General features: G+C 63.5%; 18 protein-coding genes and 1 pseudogene. 12 read left to right on the top strand and 7 right to left on the bottom strand.

The window, feature by feature from the left end:
* Nucleotides 1-81: 81 nt before the first annotated feature.
* Entirely contained in the window at nt 82-432 is a 351-nt protein-coding gene (locus tag IVB40_RS30720) for a hypothetical protein (RefSeq protein ID WP_247428130.1), read from the top strand.
* On the opposite strand, the pseudogene IVB40_RS30715 reads toward IVB40_RS30720, so the two are convergent.
* From IVB40_RS30715 to IVB40_RS30705, 3 genes and pseudogenes are all read right to left on the bottom strand, one after another.
* Nucleotides 429-906 (bottom strand): annotated as a pseudogene (locus tag IVB40_RS30715) (YbaK/EbsC family protein). The gene IVB40_RS30720 and the pseudogene IVB40_RS30715 sit on opposite strands and share 4 nt — an antisense overlap.
* A 41-nt stretch (nt 907-947) precedes the next feature.
* Nucleotides 948-1,679: a haloacid dehalogenase type II gene (locus tag IVB40_RS30710; protein ID WP_247817216.1), complete on the bottom strand. Its 732-nt coding sequence runs from the start codon at nt 1,677-1,679 to the stop codon at nt 948-950.
* A 92-nt stretch (nt 1,680-1,771) separates the two neighbouring features.
* A complete protein-coding gene (locus IVB40_RS30705) occupies nt 1,772-2,782 on the bottom strand; it encodes an NAD(P)-dependent alcohol dehydrogenase (RefSeq protein ID WP_247817215.1) in 1,011 nt (336 codons plus the stop codon).
* A gap of 84 nt (nt 2,783-2,866) precedes the next feature.
* Between IVB40_RS30705 and IVB40_RS30700 the strand changes: the two genes are divergently transcribed.
* A complete protein-coding gene (locus IVB40_RS30700) occupies nt 2,867-3,214 on the top strand; it encodes a MerR family transcriptional regulator (protein WP_247284651.1) in 348 nt (115 codons plus the stop codon).
* Between the two features lie 112 nt (nt 3,215-3,326).
* On the opposite strand, the gene IVB40_RS30695 is transcribed toward IVB40_RS30700, so the two are convergent.
* Entirely contained in the window at nt 3,327-4,211 is an 885-nt protein-coding gene (locus IVB40_RS30695) for an amidohydrolase family protein (protein WP_027565452.1), read from the bottom strand.
* A gap of 336 nt (nt 4,212-4,547) precedes the next feature.
* On the opposite strand from IVB40_RS30695, the gene ykgO reads away from it, so the two are divergent.
* The 3 genes from ykgO (at nt 4,548) to IVB40_RS30680 (ending at nt 5,806) form a co-directional block, all read left to right on the top strand.
* The gene (gene ykgO, locus IVB40_RS30690) at nt 4,548-4,673 is read left to right on the top strand and encodes a type B 50S ribosomal protein L36 (RefSeq protein ID WP_006611362.1); all 126 of its coding nucleotides are present in this window, start codon (nt 4,548-4,550) and stop codon (nt 4,671-4,673) included.
* Between the two features lie 107 nt (nt 4,674-4,780).
* The gene (locus IVB40_RS30685; RefSeq protein WP_027565451.1) at nt 4,781-5,422 is read left to right on the top strand and encodes a tetratricopeptide repeat protein; all 642 of its coding nucleotides are present in this window, start codon (nt 4,781-4,783) and stop codon (nt 5,420-5,422) included.
* A gap of 123 nt (nt 5,423-5,545) precedes the next feature.
* Complete coding sequence (locus tag IVB40_RS30680) at nt 5,546-5,806, top strand: hypothetical protein (RefSeq protein WP_027565450.1); 261 nt, start codon at nt 5,546-5,548, stop codon at nt 5,804-5,806.
* Between the two features lie 12 nt (nt 5,807-5,818).
* Here IVB40_RS30680 and IVB40_RS30675 read toward each other — a convergent pair whose 3' ends face one another.
* On the bottom strand, nt 5,819-6,001 hold the full coding sequence (locus IVB40_RS30675) for a hypothetical protein (RefSeq protein WP_007596968.1): 183 nt from the start codon (nt 5,999-6,001) through the stop codon (nt 5,819-5,821).
* 325 nt (nt 6,002-6,326) lie between these two features.
* On the opposite strand from IVB40_RS30675, the gene IVB40_RS30670 reads away from it, so the two are divergent.
* Complete coding sequence (locus IVB40_RS30670; RefSeq protein ID WP_247817214.1) at nt 6,327-7,283, top strand: alpha/beta hydrolase; 957 nt, start codon at nt 6,327-6,329, stop codon at nt 7,281-7,283.
* A gap of 108 nt (nt 7,284-7,391) precedes the next feature.
* Here IVB40_RS30670 and cycA read toward each other — a convergent pair whose 3' ends face one another.
* Nucleotides 7,392-7,787: a cytochrome c-550 CycA gene (gene cycA, locus IVB40_RS30665; protein ID WP_247357923.1), complete on the bottom strand. Its 396-nt coding sequence runs from the start codon at nt 7,785-7,787 to the stop codon at nt 7,392-7,394.
* 272 nt (nt 7,788-8,059) lie between these two features.
* On the opposite strand from cycA, the gene IVB40_RS30660 reads away from it, so the two are divergent.
* The 5 genes from IVB40_RS30660 to IVB40_RS30640 all read left to right on the top strand — a co-directional run bounded on the left by IVB40_RS30660 (nt 8,060) and on the right by IVB40_RS30640 (nt 14,097).
* Nucleotides 8,060-9,553 (top strand): FAD-linked oxidase C-terminal domain-containing protein, encoded by a 1,494-nt coding sequence (locus IVB40_RS30660; RefSeq protein WP_027565448.1) that lies wholly within the window; start codon nt 8,060-8,062, stop codon nt 9,551-9,553.
* Between the two features lie 63 nt (nt 9,554-9,616).
* Nucleotides 9,617-10,852, top strand: coding sequence for an FAD-binding protein (locus tag IVB40_RS30655; protein WP_027565447.1), 1,236 nt, complete (start codon nt 9,617-9,619; stop codon nt 10,850-10,852).
* Nucleotides 10,853-12,175: a glycolate oxidase subunit GlcF gene (gene glcF, locus IVB40_RS30650; protein WP_247403996.1), complete on the top strand. Its 1,323-nt coding sequence runs from the start codon at nt 10,853-10,855 to the stop codon at nt 12,173-12,175.
* 100 nt (nt 12,176-12,275) lie between these two features.
* A complete protein-coding gene (locus tag IVB40_RS30645; protein WP_247817213.1) occupies nt 12,276-12,677 on the top strand; it encodes a histone in 402 nt (133 codons plus the stop codon).
* 415 nt (nt 12,678-13,092) lie between these two features.
* Nucleotides 13,093-14,097 carry a TorF family putative porin gene (locus IVB40_RS30640; RefSeq protein ID WP_247284644.1) on the top strand — a complete coding sequence of 335 codons (1,005 nt, stop codon included), beginning with the start codon at nt 13,093-13,095 and terminating at the stop codon, nt 14,095-14,097.
* 237 nt (nt 14,098-14,334) lie between these two features.
* Here IVB40_RS30640 and IVB40_RS30635 read toward each other — a convergent pair whose 3' ends face one another.
* Nucleotides 14,335-16,098 carry an ABC transporter ATP-binding protein/permease gene (locus IVB40_RS30635; RefSeq protein WP_247284643.1) on the bottom strand — a complete coding sequence of 588 codons (1,764 nt, stop codon included), beginning with the start codon at nt 16,096-16,098 and terminating at the stop codon, nt 14,335-14,337.
* 314 nt (nt 16,099-16,412) lie between these two features.
* Between IVB40_RS30635 and IVB40_RS30630 the strand changes: the two genes are divergently transcribed.
* Nucleotides 16,413-18,077, top strand: a complete 1,665-nt coding sequence (locus IVB40_RS30630) for an L-lactate permease (RefSeq protein WP_027565443.1) — start codon at nt 16,413-16,415, stop codon at nt 18,075-18,077.
* The last annotated feature ends 131 nt before the right edge of the window (nt 18,078-18,208 follow it).

Raw genomic sequence — 18,208 nt, 5'->3', positions numbered from 1 at the left:
TTTCACAATTTTTTGTGGTCCAGAACCTCTCCGCGTCTCATTGATTGAAGAGAATTCGAGAGACTCGCGAAGGAATCGGACATGCGAACAGAGCGGATTGCGCTGGGTGTGGCGCTTGCGATCGGCGGCATCGTCGCGCAGGGCGCTGCATCCGCTGAAGAGTATCGCGGAACCATGGAGCAGCAGATGGCCTGCACGCCGGATGTGTGGCGGCTGTGCAGCGACCAGATCCCTGATGTGAGCCGCATTACGGCCTGCTTGCGGCAGAACACGCCCCAGCTCTCCAGCGGTTGTCGCGCGGTGTTCCAGTCCAACAACCAGATGCCGCCGCAGCAGCAAGTTCCGGGCAATCGCGCCGCGCCGGCGCCTCGATATAACAATGCGCCACCGCCTCCGGCGACCCAGCCCCGGCCTTACGACGAGGATGATTAGGGCGCTTCGGACCTGACTTCGCAGACATCGACCCATTCCGCCGCAGTCAGCTCGGCCATCCGCTCCGGCGTGATGCGCACCGCGCTGTGGGTCGAGCCAGCGGCCGGCACCACCACGTCGAACGCTTTCAGCGAGACGTCGCAATAGACCGGCAGCGGCGCCTTCAGTCCGAACGGGCAGACGCCGCCGACCTCGTGGCCGGTGACCTCCGCGACCTCTTCCAGTCCCAGCATCTTCGGCTTGCCGCCGAACGCGGCCTTCACCTTCTTGTTGTCCATGCGCGAGGTGCCGGCCGCGACGATCAGGATCACGCGCTCGCCGATCCGCAACGACAGCGTCTTGGCGATCATTCCGGGTTCGACGCCATAGGCTTCGGCGGCCAGCGCCACTGTCGCGGAGCTGATCGGGGATTCGATGACTGATATGTCGGGGGGCTTTTTCAGCGAAGAAGGCGCGAACGGATTGTAGGCTCATTCAGGTCGGCTCATTCCAGACTTATGGGCGGGCGGCGATGCCTAAGCAATCCTTGGCAGCTCCGAGAGCGCCCGGACGCGATAATCGGGCGCAAATCCGAGTTCGTCCATTTGGGTGCGGATCGCCTTGAACATCGTCAGCGGTGCCACGAGTTCGTTCTCGACGCAAGCCAGCGCCATCGCTTCGGGCGTCACCCGTTCGATCCAGGCAACGTTCAGTCCGAACGCTTTCGCGCCCGCGACGTCCCAGGGGTTGGAGGAGACGAACAGCGCCTCATCCGGCGCGGTGCCGAGCACCTCGCCGATCAGCTCATAGGCTTCCGGACTCGGCTTGAAGATCTTCTTCGCGTCGACGCTGATCGTGGCGTCGAGCAGAGCGTCGAGGCCGGAGTTGCGCACGAGCGCATTCAGCATATCCGGACTGCCGTTGGAGAGGATGGCGAGTTTTCGCGGTTTTAGAGTCGTGAGCGCGGCCGTCGCATCTGCATAGAGATCGAGATGCAGATATTTCTCGATCACGCGCTCGAATGCCTCGTTCTCGTAAGCGAGCCCGAGCACGCGTAGCGTATAGGCAAGCGAGTCGCGCGTGATGGCTGCAAAGTCCTGGTAGCGCCGCATCAGCGAGCGCAACCAGGTGTATTCGAGCTGCTTGATCCGCCAGACCTGCGTGATGATCTCACCGTAGCCCGGAAACGCATCCTCAGTGATCTCGGCGACCGACTGGATGTCGTAGAGCGTTCCGTAGGCATCGAAGACAACGGCTTTGAGGCTCAATTGACCTGTCCTCCGGGATCGTTGCGGTCCACGGACTATACAAGGCGCCCCGAAATCGGTCCAAGACGGAATCGCGACTTGGGCCCTGGTTTCTAAAGCCTGATCACGACCTTGCCGAAATGTGAGCCGGTCCGCAGGTGCGCATACGCTTCGGGTGCCTCATCGAAACCATAGATCCGATCGACGATCGGGTGGATAGCGTGTTCGGTCAGGAAGCGATTCATCGCGGCAAAGTGTTCGACCGATCCGACGGTGACACCGATGATGTCGGCATTCTCCCACTGAAGGCGCGCGAGGTCGGGCTTGGGACCGAACCCCGTCAAGACACCAATCTGGACGATCTTGCCACCCGAAGCGACCGATCGCAGCGATCGATCATAGGTGCCGGGACCGCCGAGTTCGAGGATATGACTGGCCCCGGCGTCATTCGTCGCCTTCATCAGGGCGACATCCCAGTCAGGCGTCTCGCGATAGTTGATGAGGATCGAGCCGCCCAGCGCCTTGGCGCGGGCGAGTTTTTCATCCGAGGAGGATATCACGATCGCACGCGCCCCCAGCGCCACCGCGAATTGAAGCCCGAACAGCGCGACGCCGCCTGTTCCCTGGACCAACAGCGTGTCGCCTTTGCGCATCCCGCCGCGTGCGATGAGGCCATGGAAAGCCGTGACGCCGGCACAGGGCAGGGTCGCTGCCTCCACCGCGGACAGATGCGCCGGCACTGAGACCAGCGCGGTCGCCGGCAGCACGACATACTCAGCCAGCATTCCGTCCATCGTGTTGCCACCGAGGGATGACGGAATATAGCTGGACTTGAACGGCCCCGAGATCCAATCGCGGAAGAAAGATCCGGCGACGTGGTCTCCGAGTCGCCATTGCGCGACGTCGGCGCCGATGGCGTCAACGACACCCGCACCATCGGAGAGTGGCACGCGGCCCTTGAGCTCGCCTTGGCCTGCACGGTCGAGGATCAGGAGGTCGCGGTAATTCAGACTTGCCGCTTCGACCCGAATGCGGACCTCGCCATTGGCGGGTTCGGGTTTGCTGATTTCGACGCGCGCAAGGCGGCCAGCACCAGCATGGCTATTCAAATGGTAGGCTTTCATCGTTGCTCCCTTCACAAGTGGCATTCACTTGGACGAGCAAAGTCTGTAGGGTCTGACAGTGCTGTCAGGGTCAAGAGGCTTCAGATGAAGATCGGCGAACTCTCCCGGCGGACGGGGGTCAGCGTCCGAATGCTGCGCTACTACGAAGGCGAGGGACTGCTTGCGCCGCTGCGGACGAACTCCGGCTATCGCGATTACGGCCAGGCCGAAGAGGAAACGGTGCGGCGCATCAAGATGCTCGGCGGCGCCGGGATGACGCTCGAAACCATCAAGCGGTTGCTCCCCTGCGTGCGGAACAACGATCCGGCTTTCACGCCGTGCAACGAGCTGCGAAAAATACTCAAGCAGCAGGTCGGCCTGATCGACGAACGTATCGAGACGCTCAGCCAAAGCCGGACAATTTTGGCGGGCTATCTGGCAAGCGTGAATTGATCGCACGCAACGGCTATCGGATTCACCGCGCCAAAGTCTTAGGCCTTGAGGGCCTGAGCATGAGGGCTTCGATAGCAGCGTCGAAGCCCTCGACGCGCTGACGAGTACGCGCCTAGATCCCCAGCAGCTTGCGCGCGTTGGCCTTCAGCACCTTCGGCCGGATCTCGTCGCGGATCTCGATCTTGGCGAAATCCGACAGCCAGCGGTCGGGCGTGATCACCGGCCAGTCCGAACCGAACAGCATCTTGTCCTGCAGGATCGAGTTGATGTAGCGCACCAGGATCGGCGGGAAATATTTCGGCGACCAGCCCGAGAGGTCGATGTAGACGTTGGGCTTGTGGGTCGCGACCGACAGTGCTTCCTCCTGCCAGGGGAAGGAGGGATGGGCGAGGATGATCTTGAGGTCGGGGAAATCGGCCGCGACGTCGTCCATGTACATCGGGTTGGAATATTTCAGCCGCATCCCCATGCCGCCGGGCATGCCGGAGCCGACGCCGGTCTGGCCGGTGTGGAACAGCGCGATCGCGCCGCCATTGTTGATCTCTTCATAGAGCGGATAGGCCATGCGGTCGTTGGCGTAGAAGCCCTGCATGGTCGGATGGAATTTGAAGCCGCGCACCCCGTATTCCTCGATCAGCTTGCGCGCCTCGCGGACCCCGAGCTTGCCCTTGTGCGGGTCGATCGAGACGAAGGGGATGAGAACGTCGAGATGGTCGGAGGCGATCTCCAGCATCTCCTCGTTCTTGTAGCGGCGGAAGCCGGTTTCGCGCTCGGCGTCGACCGGGAAGATCACCGCGGCGATGTTCTTGGAGCGGTAGTAGGCGGCGGTCTCCGGCACGGTCGGCGGATGCTTGTGCGGCGACTTGAAATAGTCCGCCATCTGCGCCTGAAAATCGTCATAGCCGTCGTCGGGATGGGTGCCGCAGGGCTCCTCGGCGTGGGTGTGGATGTCGATGGCGACGACGTCGTCAATGTTCGGCAGCTTCAGCTTCGGCATGGGTTTCCTCCCGACGGGTTGCCGAATTGATTATATGATATAACGAACTTGGCAAGACATTGTGGGACAAGGCATTGTGGGACCAGGCGTTGTAGGACAGGCGTCGTCCGCGCCAGATTGGGCCGATCCGGCCGCTTCTACTTTGCATGGGGTTGTTTTCCAGAATTTGGTGGGTGGGATCGGGGCAGTTAACATTGACATCCGGTCCTCCCATGCCTTAAGAACCGCCCCGTCCCGGGCGGTCGGTCCGCCAGCGGGAAAATCTCATTTTGCCTCATTCGCGCGTGCCGAAACGGTAGTGCCGAACACGGCCTTTCGAACGTTCAGGATTCTGCCATGAAGGTCCGTAACTCGCTGAAATCGCTGCGCGGTCGCCATCGCGCCAACCGCCTGGTCCGCCGCAAGGGCCGGGTCTATGTGATCAACAAGGTGCAGCGCCGCTTCAAGGCTCGCCAGGGCTGATTTCGCCCTGCCGGACGCCCGCGCGCGCCCCGCAAGACCACGGTCTCACACGAGTTTGACGCCGCCCCTGCTTTGCAAGGGCGGCTTTGCGCGTTTAGACTTCGACCATGGCAGTGAGATTCTTCATCGCGCGCACCCTGTGTCTGGCTCTCGTACTGGGAGCCGCCGGACTCGCTCCGGCGCTGGCACAGCAGATTGATCCACCGACTCCGCCCGGCAAGCAGAAGAAACTTCCGGAAGCGCCGGCCAAGCTGCCCAAGGTCGATCGCACCAAGAATCTCGATTTCCTATTCGGCGCGCTGAAAGCCGCGCCCGACGAGGCCAGCGCCAAGCACGTCGAGGCGCGGATCTGGGCGATCTGGATCCAGACCCCGAGCGACACCGCGGCGCTGCTGATGGCGCGGGCCAAGACCGCGGTCGACGCAAAGAAGATCGAGGTTGCGATCAAGCTGCTGGATTCGGTCGTCAAGCTCAGGCCCGACTACATCGAGGCCTGGAATCGTCGCGCGACGCTCTACTACATGCAGAACGATTACGGCCGCTCGCTCGCCGATATTCGCGAGGTGTTGATCCGCGAGCCCCGCCATTTCGGCGCGCTCGCAGGCCTCGGCATGATCATGCAGGAGGTCGGCGACGAAAAACGCGCACTCGAGGCCTACCGCAAAGCGCTCGCCGTCAATCCGCACCTCGAGAAGATCCCCGACCAGGTCAAGGCGCTGACGGAGAAGGTCGAAGGCCGCGATATTTAGCGGACAAGTCGATCATTGCTCGAGCGAATGCGGCGTAAGCCGATTAACCACGATGACACGCGCCGCGTTACGAGGGTTTGGGTTGCCCCGCCGCAGGCCTACCTTCATGGCGGGAGCACAGCCATGAAGCGTTTGATCTTTGCAGGTATATTGCTGCTGGCGCCGGGCACGGTGAGCCTCGCCGACGGACTGTTCTGGGTGGTCGGCAATCGCGCCACCGGAAAATGCAACATCGTGACCAGCAATCCCGTGATCATCGGCGATGTCTGGTTCGGTGACGGTCCTTACAAATCGAAGGCCGACGCCAAGCTTGCCCGTTCGACCATCCGCGCCTGTCCCGCACCCACGCCTGACGAGGAAAAGGACGAGGACGGCACGAACTAAGTCGACAGCAACCTAGTGCAAAACGCTGCCTTCGCGCTCGGCGAGGCCGCGATCGACCGCTGCGGCGTAAGCCTTTGCAAGCTCCGTCTCGAGGTGCTCGTTGATCAGCAGCAGCGCGCGCACGGCACCGCGCAGGTCGCCGTGGCAGCTTGCCACGATCTCGTCGATCGCAGTATCTTTGGACCTCAGGCTCATCGAAATTCTCCGGTTCAAATCAGGATAAATCCTGCCGGTCTTTCCCGCATCCCCGAGGGTTGCGAGCACGATCGGCGCCCACCCGCGTCTAAATGGCGGAACCGACCGTGGCGATTATAAGGAAGCCGCGATGACGACGGCATGAAGCCTTTCGAAGCCTGCGTGCTCCGGGGAGCAGCATTGATTTGATTGCGTTTTTCCCGCTTGAATTATGCACATATCCACAGCCCCGGCATTTCAAGTGGAGCGCGGGGGCTCCCCGGGCGAAACTGCCGCCCGCAAGCCACGTAACTGCCCTGTGCCCTGGATCGCCCGGATTCCATCCATGATCGTGATGTCAGTCGTGACCGCGCTGCTTGTGCTGGCGCTGGTCACGCAGGCCGGCGTCCTCGCCGTGCAGCGCGCGTTTCCACCGCAGGGCCGAATGATCGAGGTCGATGGTGCCGTGCTTCACCTCGTCGATATCGGCCCGCGCGATTCGGGCCTGCCGGTCGTGATGCTGCACGGCGCGAGCTCAAACCTCGAAGCGATGCGGCGGCCGCTCGGCGATCTCCTCGCCAGGAACCACCGCGTCATCCTGATCGACCGTCCCGGCCACGGCTGGAGCACGCGGGCGCGGCGGCAGGATTCGACCCCGGAGGTCCAGGCGCGGATGATCGATGAGGCGCTCGGCAAGCTCGGGATCGATCGCGCGGTCTTCGTGGTGCATTCCTGGAGCGGCGCGCTCGGCGCGCGGTTGGCGCTCGATTATCCCGGCCGCGTCGCGGGCCTTGTAATGCTCGCGCCCGTCACACATCCCTGGCGCGGCGGCGTCGGCCGCTACAACGAGATCATCGCAACGCCCGTGATCGGCCCGCTGCTCGCCTACACCATAACCCTGCCGCTGGGCTATTTCCTGAGCGAGCCCGGCGCGCGCAACGTCTTCCTGCCGCAAATGATGCCGGATGGTTTCGTGCAGGACTCCGCGACGCCGCTGCTGCTGCGCCCGCGCGAGTTCATCGCCAATGCGTATGATCTGGTGACGCTGAAGGAAGCGGTCGCCGCGCAGGTCGCGCGCTACGGCGAGATATCGGCGCCGGTCACGATCATCGCCGGCGAACCCGACAAGACAGTGAAGACCGACATTCACGCGCGGCCGTTCGCCGCCACCGTGCAGAACGCCAAGCTGATCGTGCTGCCCGATCTCGGCCACATGGTGCAGAACGCGGTGCCCGATCTCGTGAAGACCGAGATCGAGACGCTGATCGGGAAAATCGTCCCGGCGCAGGCGGCCGCCGATTAGAGCGTTTTCGAGCGAAGTGGATGCCGGTTTGCGTGAAGAAAACGCGTCAAAACAAGAAGCTGGAGCTTCGGTTCAGAACCGAAGCTCCAGCGACCGCCTCGCACGCGCTTACTGCTTGATCTTCCCGTCCTTGTCGAACTGCGACACATAGGCCCAGAGATTGTTGATCTCGTTTTCGTTCTTGATGCCGGCGAAAGCCATCTTGGTGCCGGGGATCTTGGCCTTGGGGTCCTTGATGTATTCCTTGAACACGGCCTCGTTCCAGGTGATGCCGGAATTCTTGTTGGCGTCGGAGTAATTGTAGTCCGGCGCGGTGCCGGACTTGCGGCCGTCGAGGCCGTTGAGCTCGGGGCCGACCTTGTTCTTGGCGCCTTCGCCGATCGCGTGACAGGCCAGGCATTTGTTGAACGAAGATTTGCCGGCCGCGACGTCCTGCGCCATCGCGCTGGGTGCGGTGGCAATCGCGGTGAGGATGGTCAATGCGCCAAAAATCAGTTTTGTCATCGGGTGCTCTTCGTTTCTTCCCTGGGGCTGGTCAGTTGCATGCCTGATCGGCAATGGTCGGACCTGCCGGTTTTGGCAGGCCTGCTCAGATTGGACAAGCCGCCAAACCATGGCAGGTTTCACGATTTCCTACTTGTCCCAGAGCGAACTCGCGCAAGATCGTCGATCTGACTTTCGGATGGCCTACCCAAACCACCGCGGACGTGGTTGATTTACCGCGACAAATCGATCGTGCGGCCTCGGCCGGAACGATATGCCATGAAGGAAATGTTATGGCCATCATGATGCCCGCGAGTGACCAGGCCGTGCTCGCGCGCCGCGCCGAAATCGTGGCTGCATTGCGCGCAATCGTACCGGGCGAAGGCGTGATCGATAGCGCCGCCGAGATGCGAGCCTATGAATCCGACGGATTAACGGCCTATCGGCAGCCGCCCATGGTCGTGGTGCTGCCCGACACGACCGAGCAGGTTTCGCTGGTCCTGAAATATTGTGCAGGGCAGGGCATCAAGGTGGTCCCGCGTGGCTCCGGCACCTCGCTGTCCGGCGGCGCGCTGCCACTGGAAGACGGCGTGCTCCTGGGCCTCGGCAAGTTCAAGCGCATCCGCGAGATCGATTTCGACAACCGCGCCGTCGTCACCGAGCCCGGCGTCACCAACCTCGCGATCAGCCAGGCCGTCGCTCATGCCGGGTTCTACTACGCGCCGGATCCGTCCTCGCAGATCGCCTGCTCGATCGGCGGCAATGTCGCGGAGAATTCCGGCGGCGTGCACTGCCTGAAATACGGCATGACCACCAACAACGTGCTCGGCTGCGAGATCGTGCTGATGAGCGGGGAGATCCTGCGCATCGGCGGCAAATCGGCGGAGAACACAGGCTACGACCTGATGGGCGTCATCACCGGCTCGGAGGGCCTGCTCGGTGTCATCACCGAGATCACGGTGCGCATCCTGCAAAAGCCGGAGACGGCGCGCGCGCTTATGGTCGGATTCGCGCAAGTCGAGGCGGCCGGCGAATGCGTGGCGCGCATCATCGGCGCCGGCATCATTCCCGGCGGCATGGAGATGATGGACAAGCCCGCGATCCACGCCGCGGAGGCCTTCGTCCATGCCGGCTATCCGCTTGATGTCGAGGCCCTCCTCATCATCGAGCTCGACGGTCCCAAGATCGAGGTCGACGAGCTGATCACGCGGGTCGAGACGATTGCGAACGCTTGCGGCTCGACCACCTGCCAGATCTCGACCTCCGAGGCCGAGCGCAATCTGTTCTGGGCCGGCCGGAAAGCCGCGTTCCCCGCCGTCGGCCGCATCTCGCCGGACTATCTCTGCATGGACGGCACCATCCCACGCGGTGCGCTGCCGAAAGCGCTGGCGCGCATCCGCGAGCTATCGGAAAAATACCAGCTCGGTTGCGCCAACGTGTTCCATGCCGGCGACGGCAACCTGCATCCGCTGATCCTCTATGACGCCAACAAGCCCGGCGAGATCGAGCGCGCCGAAGCCTTCGGCGCCGACATCCTGCGCGCCTGCGTCGAGTTCGGCGGCGTGCTCACCGGCGAGCACGGCGTCGGCATCGAGAAGCGCGATCTGATGCCTGAGATGTTCAGTGAGATCGACCTCAACCAGCAGCAGCGCCTGAAATGCGCCTTCGATGCGCAAGGCCTGCTCAATCCCGGAAAGGTGTTTCCGACCCTGCACCGATGCGCCGAGCTCGGCCGCATGCATGTCCACGCCGGGAAGCTGGCATTCCCGGACATTCCGCGGTTCTAGAGTCGCCTCGCTGCAACGCGCCAAATTTGATTTTCGCTGCAAACTTCGTTACCCGCTACAGGCGTGGATACGCTCAAGGTCAGAGACGCCAACGACGTCGAAGAGGTGGTGCGCGCGGCGATTGCCAATGAGCAGCCGCTCGAGATCATCGGCCATGGCTCCAAGCGCGGCATCGGCCATGCGATGGCGACCAACGCCGTGCTGGACGTCTCCGCGCTGAATGCCATCACCGCCTACGAGCCCAACGAACTCATTGTCACGCTCCAGGCCGGGGCGCCGCTGGCCGACGTGCTGTCGCTGATCGATGCCAAGAACCAGCAATTCGCCTTCGAGCCGATGAACACCGCGCCGCTGCTCGGCACGCCCGCGCTCGGCACCATCGGCGGCATGATTGCGTCTGGCCTGGCCGGTCCGCGCCGGATCAAGGCGGGCGGGGCGCGCGACCATCTGCTCGGGGCGCATGCCGTCTCCGGTTTCGGCGATAGCTTCAAGACCGGCGGCAAGGTGGTGAAGAACGTCACCGGCTACGACCTCTGCAAGCTTCTCGCCGGTTCCTGGGGCACGCTGTCGGTCATGACCGAGGTCACGCTGAAGGTGATGCCGAAGCCGGAGGCCGAGCGGACGCTGTTGCTGCGCGGCCTCGACGATGCCGCGGCCAACAAGGCGATGACGGCGGCGCTCGGCTCGCCCTTCGACGTCTCGGGGGCCGCGCATCTGCCGACATCGGCGTTCCGGACCAAGATCGAAGGTCTCGGCGCTATCGCAGGCCAAAGCGAGGCGCTGACCGTGCTGCGGCTTGAGGGCATTACCGCCTCGACCGCCCACCGTGCCGGCTCGCTGCGCGAATTGCTGGCGCCGTTCGGAACCGCAACGCTCGTCGAGGACACGGTGTCAGCGGCGCTATGGACCACGATCCGCGACGTCCTGCCGTTCGCGGCTGACGGCACGTTGGGGGCTTGGCCGGTTTGGCGGATCGTCTGTCCGCCCGCGTCGGGCGCGGCGCTCGGGACGCTGCTGGCGCGCGAGACCGGCGGCGACGTGATCTACGATTGGGGTGGTGGACTGATCTGGGCGGCGTTGCCACCGAAGCCGGACGCGCATGCCACGGCCGTGCGCGAACGTGTGAATGCGGCCGGCGGGCACGCCACGCTGATCCGGGCGGCCGAGGACATCAGGCGCGCGATCGATGTATTCCACCCGCAGGCCCCTGGCCTTGCCGCGTTGAGCGAGCGGGTCCGCGCCAGTTTCGATCCGAAGACCATCCTCAACCGGGGCCGGCTGACGCGGGACGCTTGCTGAATGAAGACCGAATTCTCACTCGCGCAGCTCGCCGATCCCGACATCGCGGAAGCCGACAAGATCCTGCGCGCCTGCGTCCATTGCGGCTTCTGCACCGCAACCTGTCCGACTTATGTGCTGCTTGGCGACGAGCTCGATAGCCCGCGCGGCCGCATCTATCTGATCAAGGAGATGCTGGAGAAGGACCAGACGCCGACGGCCGAAGTGGTCAAACATGTCGACCGCTGCTTGTCGTGCCTGGCCTGCATGACGACCTGCCCCTCGGGGGTGAATTATATGCATCTGGTCGATCAGGCCCGGGTCAGGATCGAGCAGCGTTACGAGCGGCCGCTCGCCGAGCGGCTGCTGCGCCGGGTGCTGGCCTTCGTCCTGCCGCACCCGCAGCGTTTCCGCGCCAGCATGTGGCTGGCGCGGCTCGCCCGCCCGCTGGCCGCGTTCCTGCCGACGCCCCGGCCGTCGGCGACACCCGGCCTGATCCTGCGCCTCAAGGCGATGCTGGCGCTGGCGCCGGACCGGCTGCCGCCACCGGGGCCCGCCGCCGGCAGTGTGTTCGCGGCACTCGGCAAGAAGCGCGGCCGGGTCGCGCTGCTCCAGGGCTGCGCCCAGCAGGTGCTGGCCCCGCGCATCAACCAGGCCGCCATCAGTCTCCTCACGCGCCACGGCATCGAGGTCGTCCTCGTCAGGGACGAGCAGTGCTGCGGCGCGCTGACCCATCACCTCGGCAACGACCAGGACGCATTGGGGCGGGCTCGCGCCAATGTCGCGGCGTGGCGCGCGGAAGCGGCCGGCGAGGGGCTCGACGCCATCCTGGTGACGGCGTCAGGCTGCGGCACCGTGATCAAGGACTACGGCTATCTTCTGCGCGAGGACGCTGCGTTTGCCGCCGATGCGGCGAAGGTCTCCGCGCTCGCCAAGGACATAACTGAATACGTCGCCGGCCTTGGACTCGTGGCCACCGCGCGACAGGACAACATCGTCGTCGCCTATCACTCTGCGTGTTCGTTGCAGCACGGACAGAAAATCACGGGCCTTCCGAAAGAATTGCTTTCCAATAATGGATTCGTGGTGAAAGATGTGCCGGAGAGCCATTTGTGTTGCGGTTCGGCGGGGACCTACAACATTCTCCAGCCCGAGCTTGCGGGCCGGTTGCGTGATCGCAAGGTCGCCAACATCGCGAGCGTCAAGCCGGACATGATTGCCGCAGGCAATATCGGCTGCATGGTGCAGATTGCCAGTGGCACGTCAGTTCCGGTCGTACACACGATTGAGCTTCTCGATTGGGCTACGGGCGGGTCGCGGCCGGCATTGAACGCGCAAGACTGAGCTTTCGAAGACTGAGCTTTCGAGGGCTGAGCTTTCGTCCGGAGGTGACGGCTGAAGACGCCCGGATCGACCATTGTTCGGCGGCAACAGGAGGACCACGATGGCGAAAGCGAAGAAGAAAAAAAGCAAGAAGGCCAAAAAAGCCAAGAAGGCGGTAGCGGCGAAGAAGACCTCAAAGAAGGCAGCCAAGAAGTCCGCGAAGAAGTCTGCCAAGAAAGCCACAAAGAAATCTGCCAAGAAGGCCGCGCCGAAGAAGGCCGCCAAGAAGTCGGCCAAGAAAGCCGCTAAGAAGGCTGCCCCTAAGAAGGCTGCCCCTAAGAAGGCTGCCCCTAAGAAGGCCGCCAAGAAGGCTGCGAAAAAAGCGGCGCCGAAGAAGGCGAAGGCAGCTCCCGCGCCGAAGCCGTCAACGCCGGCAGCTCCGGCTCCCGAGCCCGCCGCCGAGACAAGCTGGGCGATGCCTTCGTCTTCTGCGGAAACGACGCCGGCCGAAGGACAAGGTTAGGCCCAAAGTTAGGCCCAAGATTAGGCCAAAGGCTGGATCCAATCCGACGACCATGATCGACGACAGGAAGGCCGCAGCGGTGATGCTGCGGCCTTTTTGCATCGGCGTGACGGCGTGTTTGTCCTGGAGCAGCCTGATTCGTGGCGCGGCCAGCACGGTACCGCCGGGCCCGTACTAACCCGGGCCTGCCAGTGCACTTTGCAATGCAAATAATGTGGTCGAGAAGACACACAGGCTGACAACCTTTCGTGGAATCGTCAGAACGCCCAAAAAGTCGGCAGATGCCCGCGTTTTTTGCTTCTCGGTTTACGCCGCTCCATCCAGATTGCCGCAGTTACGAAATTTGCAATCAGGTCGTGCGTTCCGGGGCTTCCGGGATCCGGCTGGGGTCTTAGAACTGGTGATGGGGATCGAAATGAAAAAAGTGGCTTTGTTGGCAACGGCGCTGGCAATGGTGACGGGCTCGGCTTTCGCGGCAGACATGCGAGTGAAGGCACTGAAGGCCCCGCCGGTGGTCGCGTTTGACCCTTGGGATATCGCCTTCGGCGGCGCCATCATGAGCGACTACATCTTCCGCGGCGTCACGCAGTCGAACCACAAGCCGTCGGTCGCGGCCTATTTCGAGCCGCGCTACAACATCAACAAGGACCTCCAGCTCTACGTCGGCGTGTCCGCCGAGAGCATCTCCTTCGCCAATCGTGCCGCTGCTGAAGTCGACATCTACGGCGGTATCCGCCCGACCTTCGGCGCCTTCGCGTTCGACATCGGCGTCTGGGGCTACCTGTATCCGGGTGGAAGCTGCGCCGACAACGTGCTCACCGGCGGCATTCCCGGCGGCAACGTCTGCGGCGTCAGCACGACCACGATCTTCCTCGCCGACGGCAACGTCATGAAGAAGGACGTCAGCTTCGTCGAAGTCTACGGCAAGGTGAACTACACCATCAACGACAGCTTCACGGTCGGCGCGACCGAGTACTACTCGCCGAACTTCCTGAACTCGGGTGCCTGGGGCAACTACGCTTCGTTGACCGCCAAATACACGGCGCCCAGCACGGCCTTTGGTCCCTCCGGCATGGGCATGTACGTGTCGGGTGAGTTCGGCCGGCAGTGGTTCGGTACTTCGGACGCCTTCTACGGCACCGGCGTCGGCACCGTTTTCGCCAACGGCATCCCCTACAAGGATTACAACACTTGGAACATCGGCATCGGCTTCACCTACAAGGTGTTCACGCTGGACCTGCGTTACTCCGACACCGACCTGAACAAGGGTGATTGCAACGCCTTCACCAGCGCCTTCAACGCCACCGGCACCACCAACGTCACCGCGATCAATCCGGGCGGCGCTGGCTCCAACTGGTGCGGCGCGGCCGGCATTGCCAAGCTGTCGTTCGACCTGACGGCGATGAGCAACCTGAAGTAAGCTTCTTCCCGAAGCGACTTGATGAGGGCGGCAGGGCAAGCCTGCCGCCCTTTTGCTTTTGGGCGCAGGCCGGGGCGCCTGCATAGTTGGAGACGCCCGCCTCCGGCGGGCTCCTCACCATGAGGGGGCACGGATTTCACCGCGAGGACAGACCTCATCCTGAGGGCCCGCCAAAGGCGGGCGTGTCGAAGAATGGCCGCAACGAAGGGCCATAGCCTCAGGGTTGGTCGGACCGTCTCAGCGTGCCGCGCTCGGCTCCTTCTCGACCGGCACACCACCGTCACCGAGGACGTGGATCGCGCCGTGCTTCACCATCGTCACCTTGCGGGTATGGAAGGCTTCCAGCGTCGAGCGGTGGCCAATCGAGACGAGGGTGGCCTGTGGCAGCTTCTCCGCCAGCAACCGGTACAGGCGGGCCTCGGACGGTTCGTCGAGCGAGGCCGTGGCCTCGTCCAGGAACAGATAGTCCGGCGCGTGCAGCAGCGCGCGGGCGAGCCCGAGGCGCTGCTGCTCGCCCAGCGACAGCATCCGGTTCCAATGACCGTCCTCCTCAAGCCGCTCGGCGAGGTCGGGCAGCCCGACCGCGATCAGCGCGTCCCTGACGCGTGAGGTTTCGAACGCGCCCGGCGCGGCCGGGTAGACCACCGCGTCGCGCAGCACGCCGACCGGGAAATAGGGGCGCTGGGGCAGCATCATCAGCTTCGCCTTTTCCGGCACGAAGATGCTGCCGGTGCCGAACGGCCAGATGCCGGCGATGGCCCGGAACAGCGTCGACTTGCCGGAGCCCGACGGTCCGGTCACCAGCACGCGCTCCGGCGTCTGGACGGAGAACGCGTCGGCGGCGACCAGCGGCGTGCCGCTCGGCAGGTTCACGCAGAGCTGTTCGAGAGAGATATTGCGATTGCCGCCGGCGGCCTTGAGGGCAATCGCAGGCTCGTGCGGCGGCAGGTGCGCGGCCGCATCGACCGACATCTCGAAGCCGTCGAGGCGGGCGACGATCGAGCGCCATTCCGCCAGCGATCGGTACGCCGTGACGAAGAACGACAATGCGCCCTGTACGCTGGAGAAGGCGGACGCGGTTTGCATCATGTCGCCAAGCTGGATCTTCTTGGCGAAGAAGGCCGGCGCCACCAGCACGTAGGGAAAGATCACGGCGGCCTGCTGATAGCTCGCGGTGAACGCGGTGAGGCGCTTGGTGCGGCTCATGATGGCGTACCAATTGCCGATCACGAAGCCGAAGCGCTCCAGCAGCCGGCCGCGCTCGGCGCCTTCGCCCTTGAGCAGCGCGATCTGCTCGGAATTTTCGCGGACACGGACGAGATTGAAGCGGAAGTCGGCTTCATAGCGCTGCTGCTCGAAATTGAGATTGACCAGCGGGGCGCCGATCCAGTGCGTCAGCGCCGTGCCGAAGATCGCGTAGACCAGCGCGCCCCAGCACAGATAGCCGGGGATCATGAGATCGGCGCCGAACAGGTGCAACGGCGCGGCGTTGGAAAGCCCCCAAAGGATGATCACGAACGAGAACAGCGTCACGATCGACGAGAGCAGGCCGAGACCGATGGTCAGGGTCTGCTCGACGAAATTCTTGACGTCCTCGGTGATGCGCTGGTCCGGGTTGTCGGCCGCATCGCCCTTGAGCTGCATGCGGTAGTGGGTGGCGCCTTGCAGCCATTCGCCCAGATAGTGCCGGGTCAGCCATTGCCGCCAGCGGATCTGAAGCCACTGGTTCAGATACAGCTTGTAGACGGCCAGCGCGATGAAGGCGGAGGCGAGGCCGATGAAGATCCAGATCTCCCTGACGAAACTATCCCAGTCACTTGCCTGCAGTGAGCTGTAGAACCGGTTCTGCCATTGATTGACCAGGACGTCGATCGCGACCAGCGCCAGCTCCATCGCGATGACAGCGGCGAGCAGGCCGCGGCCGGCCCATTTGTCCTCCGACCGGAAATACGGGGCGGCGATTCGCCAGACGATCGCGAGCGTGGCGCTGATGTTCTTCACAGAGCTCTGTCTCCTGAGGGGATGTGCACAACTGCCCGGGGCCAAAGACTTGGGACGATGGCGAAAATCGGCGCGCTTAGACTAAAGTCGCAAGTCCTGCAATTTGCGTTGGCTTGTCGCAGCTTGCAACCCTAGCATGGGGCGCATCGGCGCGGGGTGGGGGCCTTCGGGATTTCGCGAGCTTGTGAGCGGACGGGAACCGCTGCATTCGCGAGGAATTCGCGTCCAGCTCGGGGGTTATCGCTTCCAGCGTCAAGCAGGATCGGCTGTCCACGCGGGCCGCCTGCAGCACACATGCGTGGGGGAGGAAGATCATGTGGAATCAAGTTTATGACCCGTTGCACAGCCCTGTGCTGTCGACGATCGCGGCGGCAGTCCCTGTCGTCACATTGCTGGTCCTGATCGCGAGCGGCCGCGTCCAGGCTCATATCGCGGCGGTCATCGCCGTGATCGTGGCCAATTTGATCACGATCTTCGTCTTCACCATGCCGGCCAACATGTCGATCCGCGCTTCGGTGCTGGGCATCGTCACCGGTTTCTTTCCGATCGGCTGGATCGTTCTCAACGTCATCTTCCTTTACCAGGTGACGGTGACCACTGGACGCTTCGAATTGCTCAAGCGCGCGGTCGGCGGCGTCACCGAGGACCGGCGGCTGCAATTGCTGCTGATCGCGTTCTCGTTCGGCGCCTTCTTCGAGGGTGCTTCGGGCTTCGGCACGCCGGTCGCGATCACCGGTGCCGTCCTGATCGGCCTCGGCTTCTCGCCGCTCGCGGCCTCCGGCCTGTCGCTGATCGCCAACACAGCACCGGTCGCCTTTGGCGCGCTGGGTACGCCGATCCAGGGCCTCGCTTCGGTCACCGGGCTCGATCCCTACATCCTCGGCGCGATGGTCGGACGGCAGTTGCCGATCTTCTCGCTGATCGTGCCGTTCTGGGTGGTGTGGGCGTTCGCGGGCTGGAAGGGCATGAAGGACGTCTGGCCAGCGATTCTCGTCACCGGCGTGTCGTTCGCAGTCCCGCAATTCGTGATCTCGAACTTCGTCAACCCCTGGATCGTCGACATCGGTGCGTCGCTGATCTCGATGGGCGCGCTGATCCTGTTCCTGAAGGTGTGGCAGCCCAGGCAGCTCTGGCTGTCGCCGGCGCTGCGCAGCCGTGATGAATCGACCTCCACCATGGCGGCCGCAAAACCGCTCGACAAGACGCCGCTCACGCAGAGCGAGATGTTCAGCGCGCTGCTGCCTTGGATCATCGTCTGTATCGTGATGCTGATCTGGGGCAACGGTGCCTTCAAGACCTGGGCGAACTCGATCTTCACCTGGAACTACCCCGTTCCCGAGCTGCATCAGATGATCAACAAGATGCCGCCGGTCGCACCAGGGCCGACGAAAGAGAGTGCGGTGTTCGGCTTCACCTATCTCTCGTTCACCGGCACAGGCATGCTGATTGCCGCGATCATCTCCGGCTTCCTGATGGGCGTCGGACCCGGCAAGCTCGTGATTCAGTACGGCCGCACCATCCGGCTGTGCGCGATCTCGCTGATCACGATCTCGGCGATGCTCGCGATCGGCACGCTGACGCGGCTCTCCGGCGTGGACGCGACGCTCGGCCTCGCCTTTGCTGCAACCGGCGTGCTCTATCCCTTCTTCGGCACGCTGCTCGGCTGGTTGGGCGTGGCGCTGACGGGATCGGATACCGCCTCCAACGTGCTGTTCGGAAATCTTCAGAAGATCACCTCCGAGCAGCTTGGCCTGTCGCCGATCCTGATGGCCGCGGCGAACTCGTCCGGCGGCGTGATGGGCAAGATGATCGACGCCCAGTCGATCGTGGTCGCGTCCACTGCGACGAATTGGTACGGGCACGAAGGCACGATCCTGCGCTTCGTGTTCTGGCACTCGATCGTGCTGGCCTCGTTGGTCGGCGTGTTCGTGACGTTGCAGGCCTATGTCTGGCCGTTCACGGCGATGGTGCTGAAGTAGCAGGTCACAATTCGCTTCGAAGCAAATCCCCGCGGATTCGTCCCCGCGGGGATTTTTGCGTCGCGTATGCGCGAACCTTCTCAACGGCGCCGCCGTCTTATAGAAGGTGCCGCAAATCAGGTCGGTCGAGA

Source organism: Bradyrhizobium sp. 40 (assembly GCF_023100925.1).
In the GTDB taxonomy this organism is placed as follows: domain Bacteria; phylum Pseudomonadota; class Alphaproteobacteria; order Rhizobiales; family Xanthobacteraceae; genus Bradyrhizobium.
Note: the sequence above shows the minus strand (reverse complement) of the source record. Positions and strands in the feature narration are given on the sequence as shown.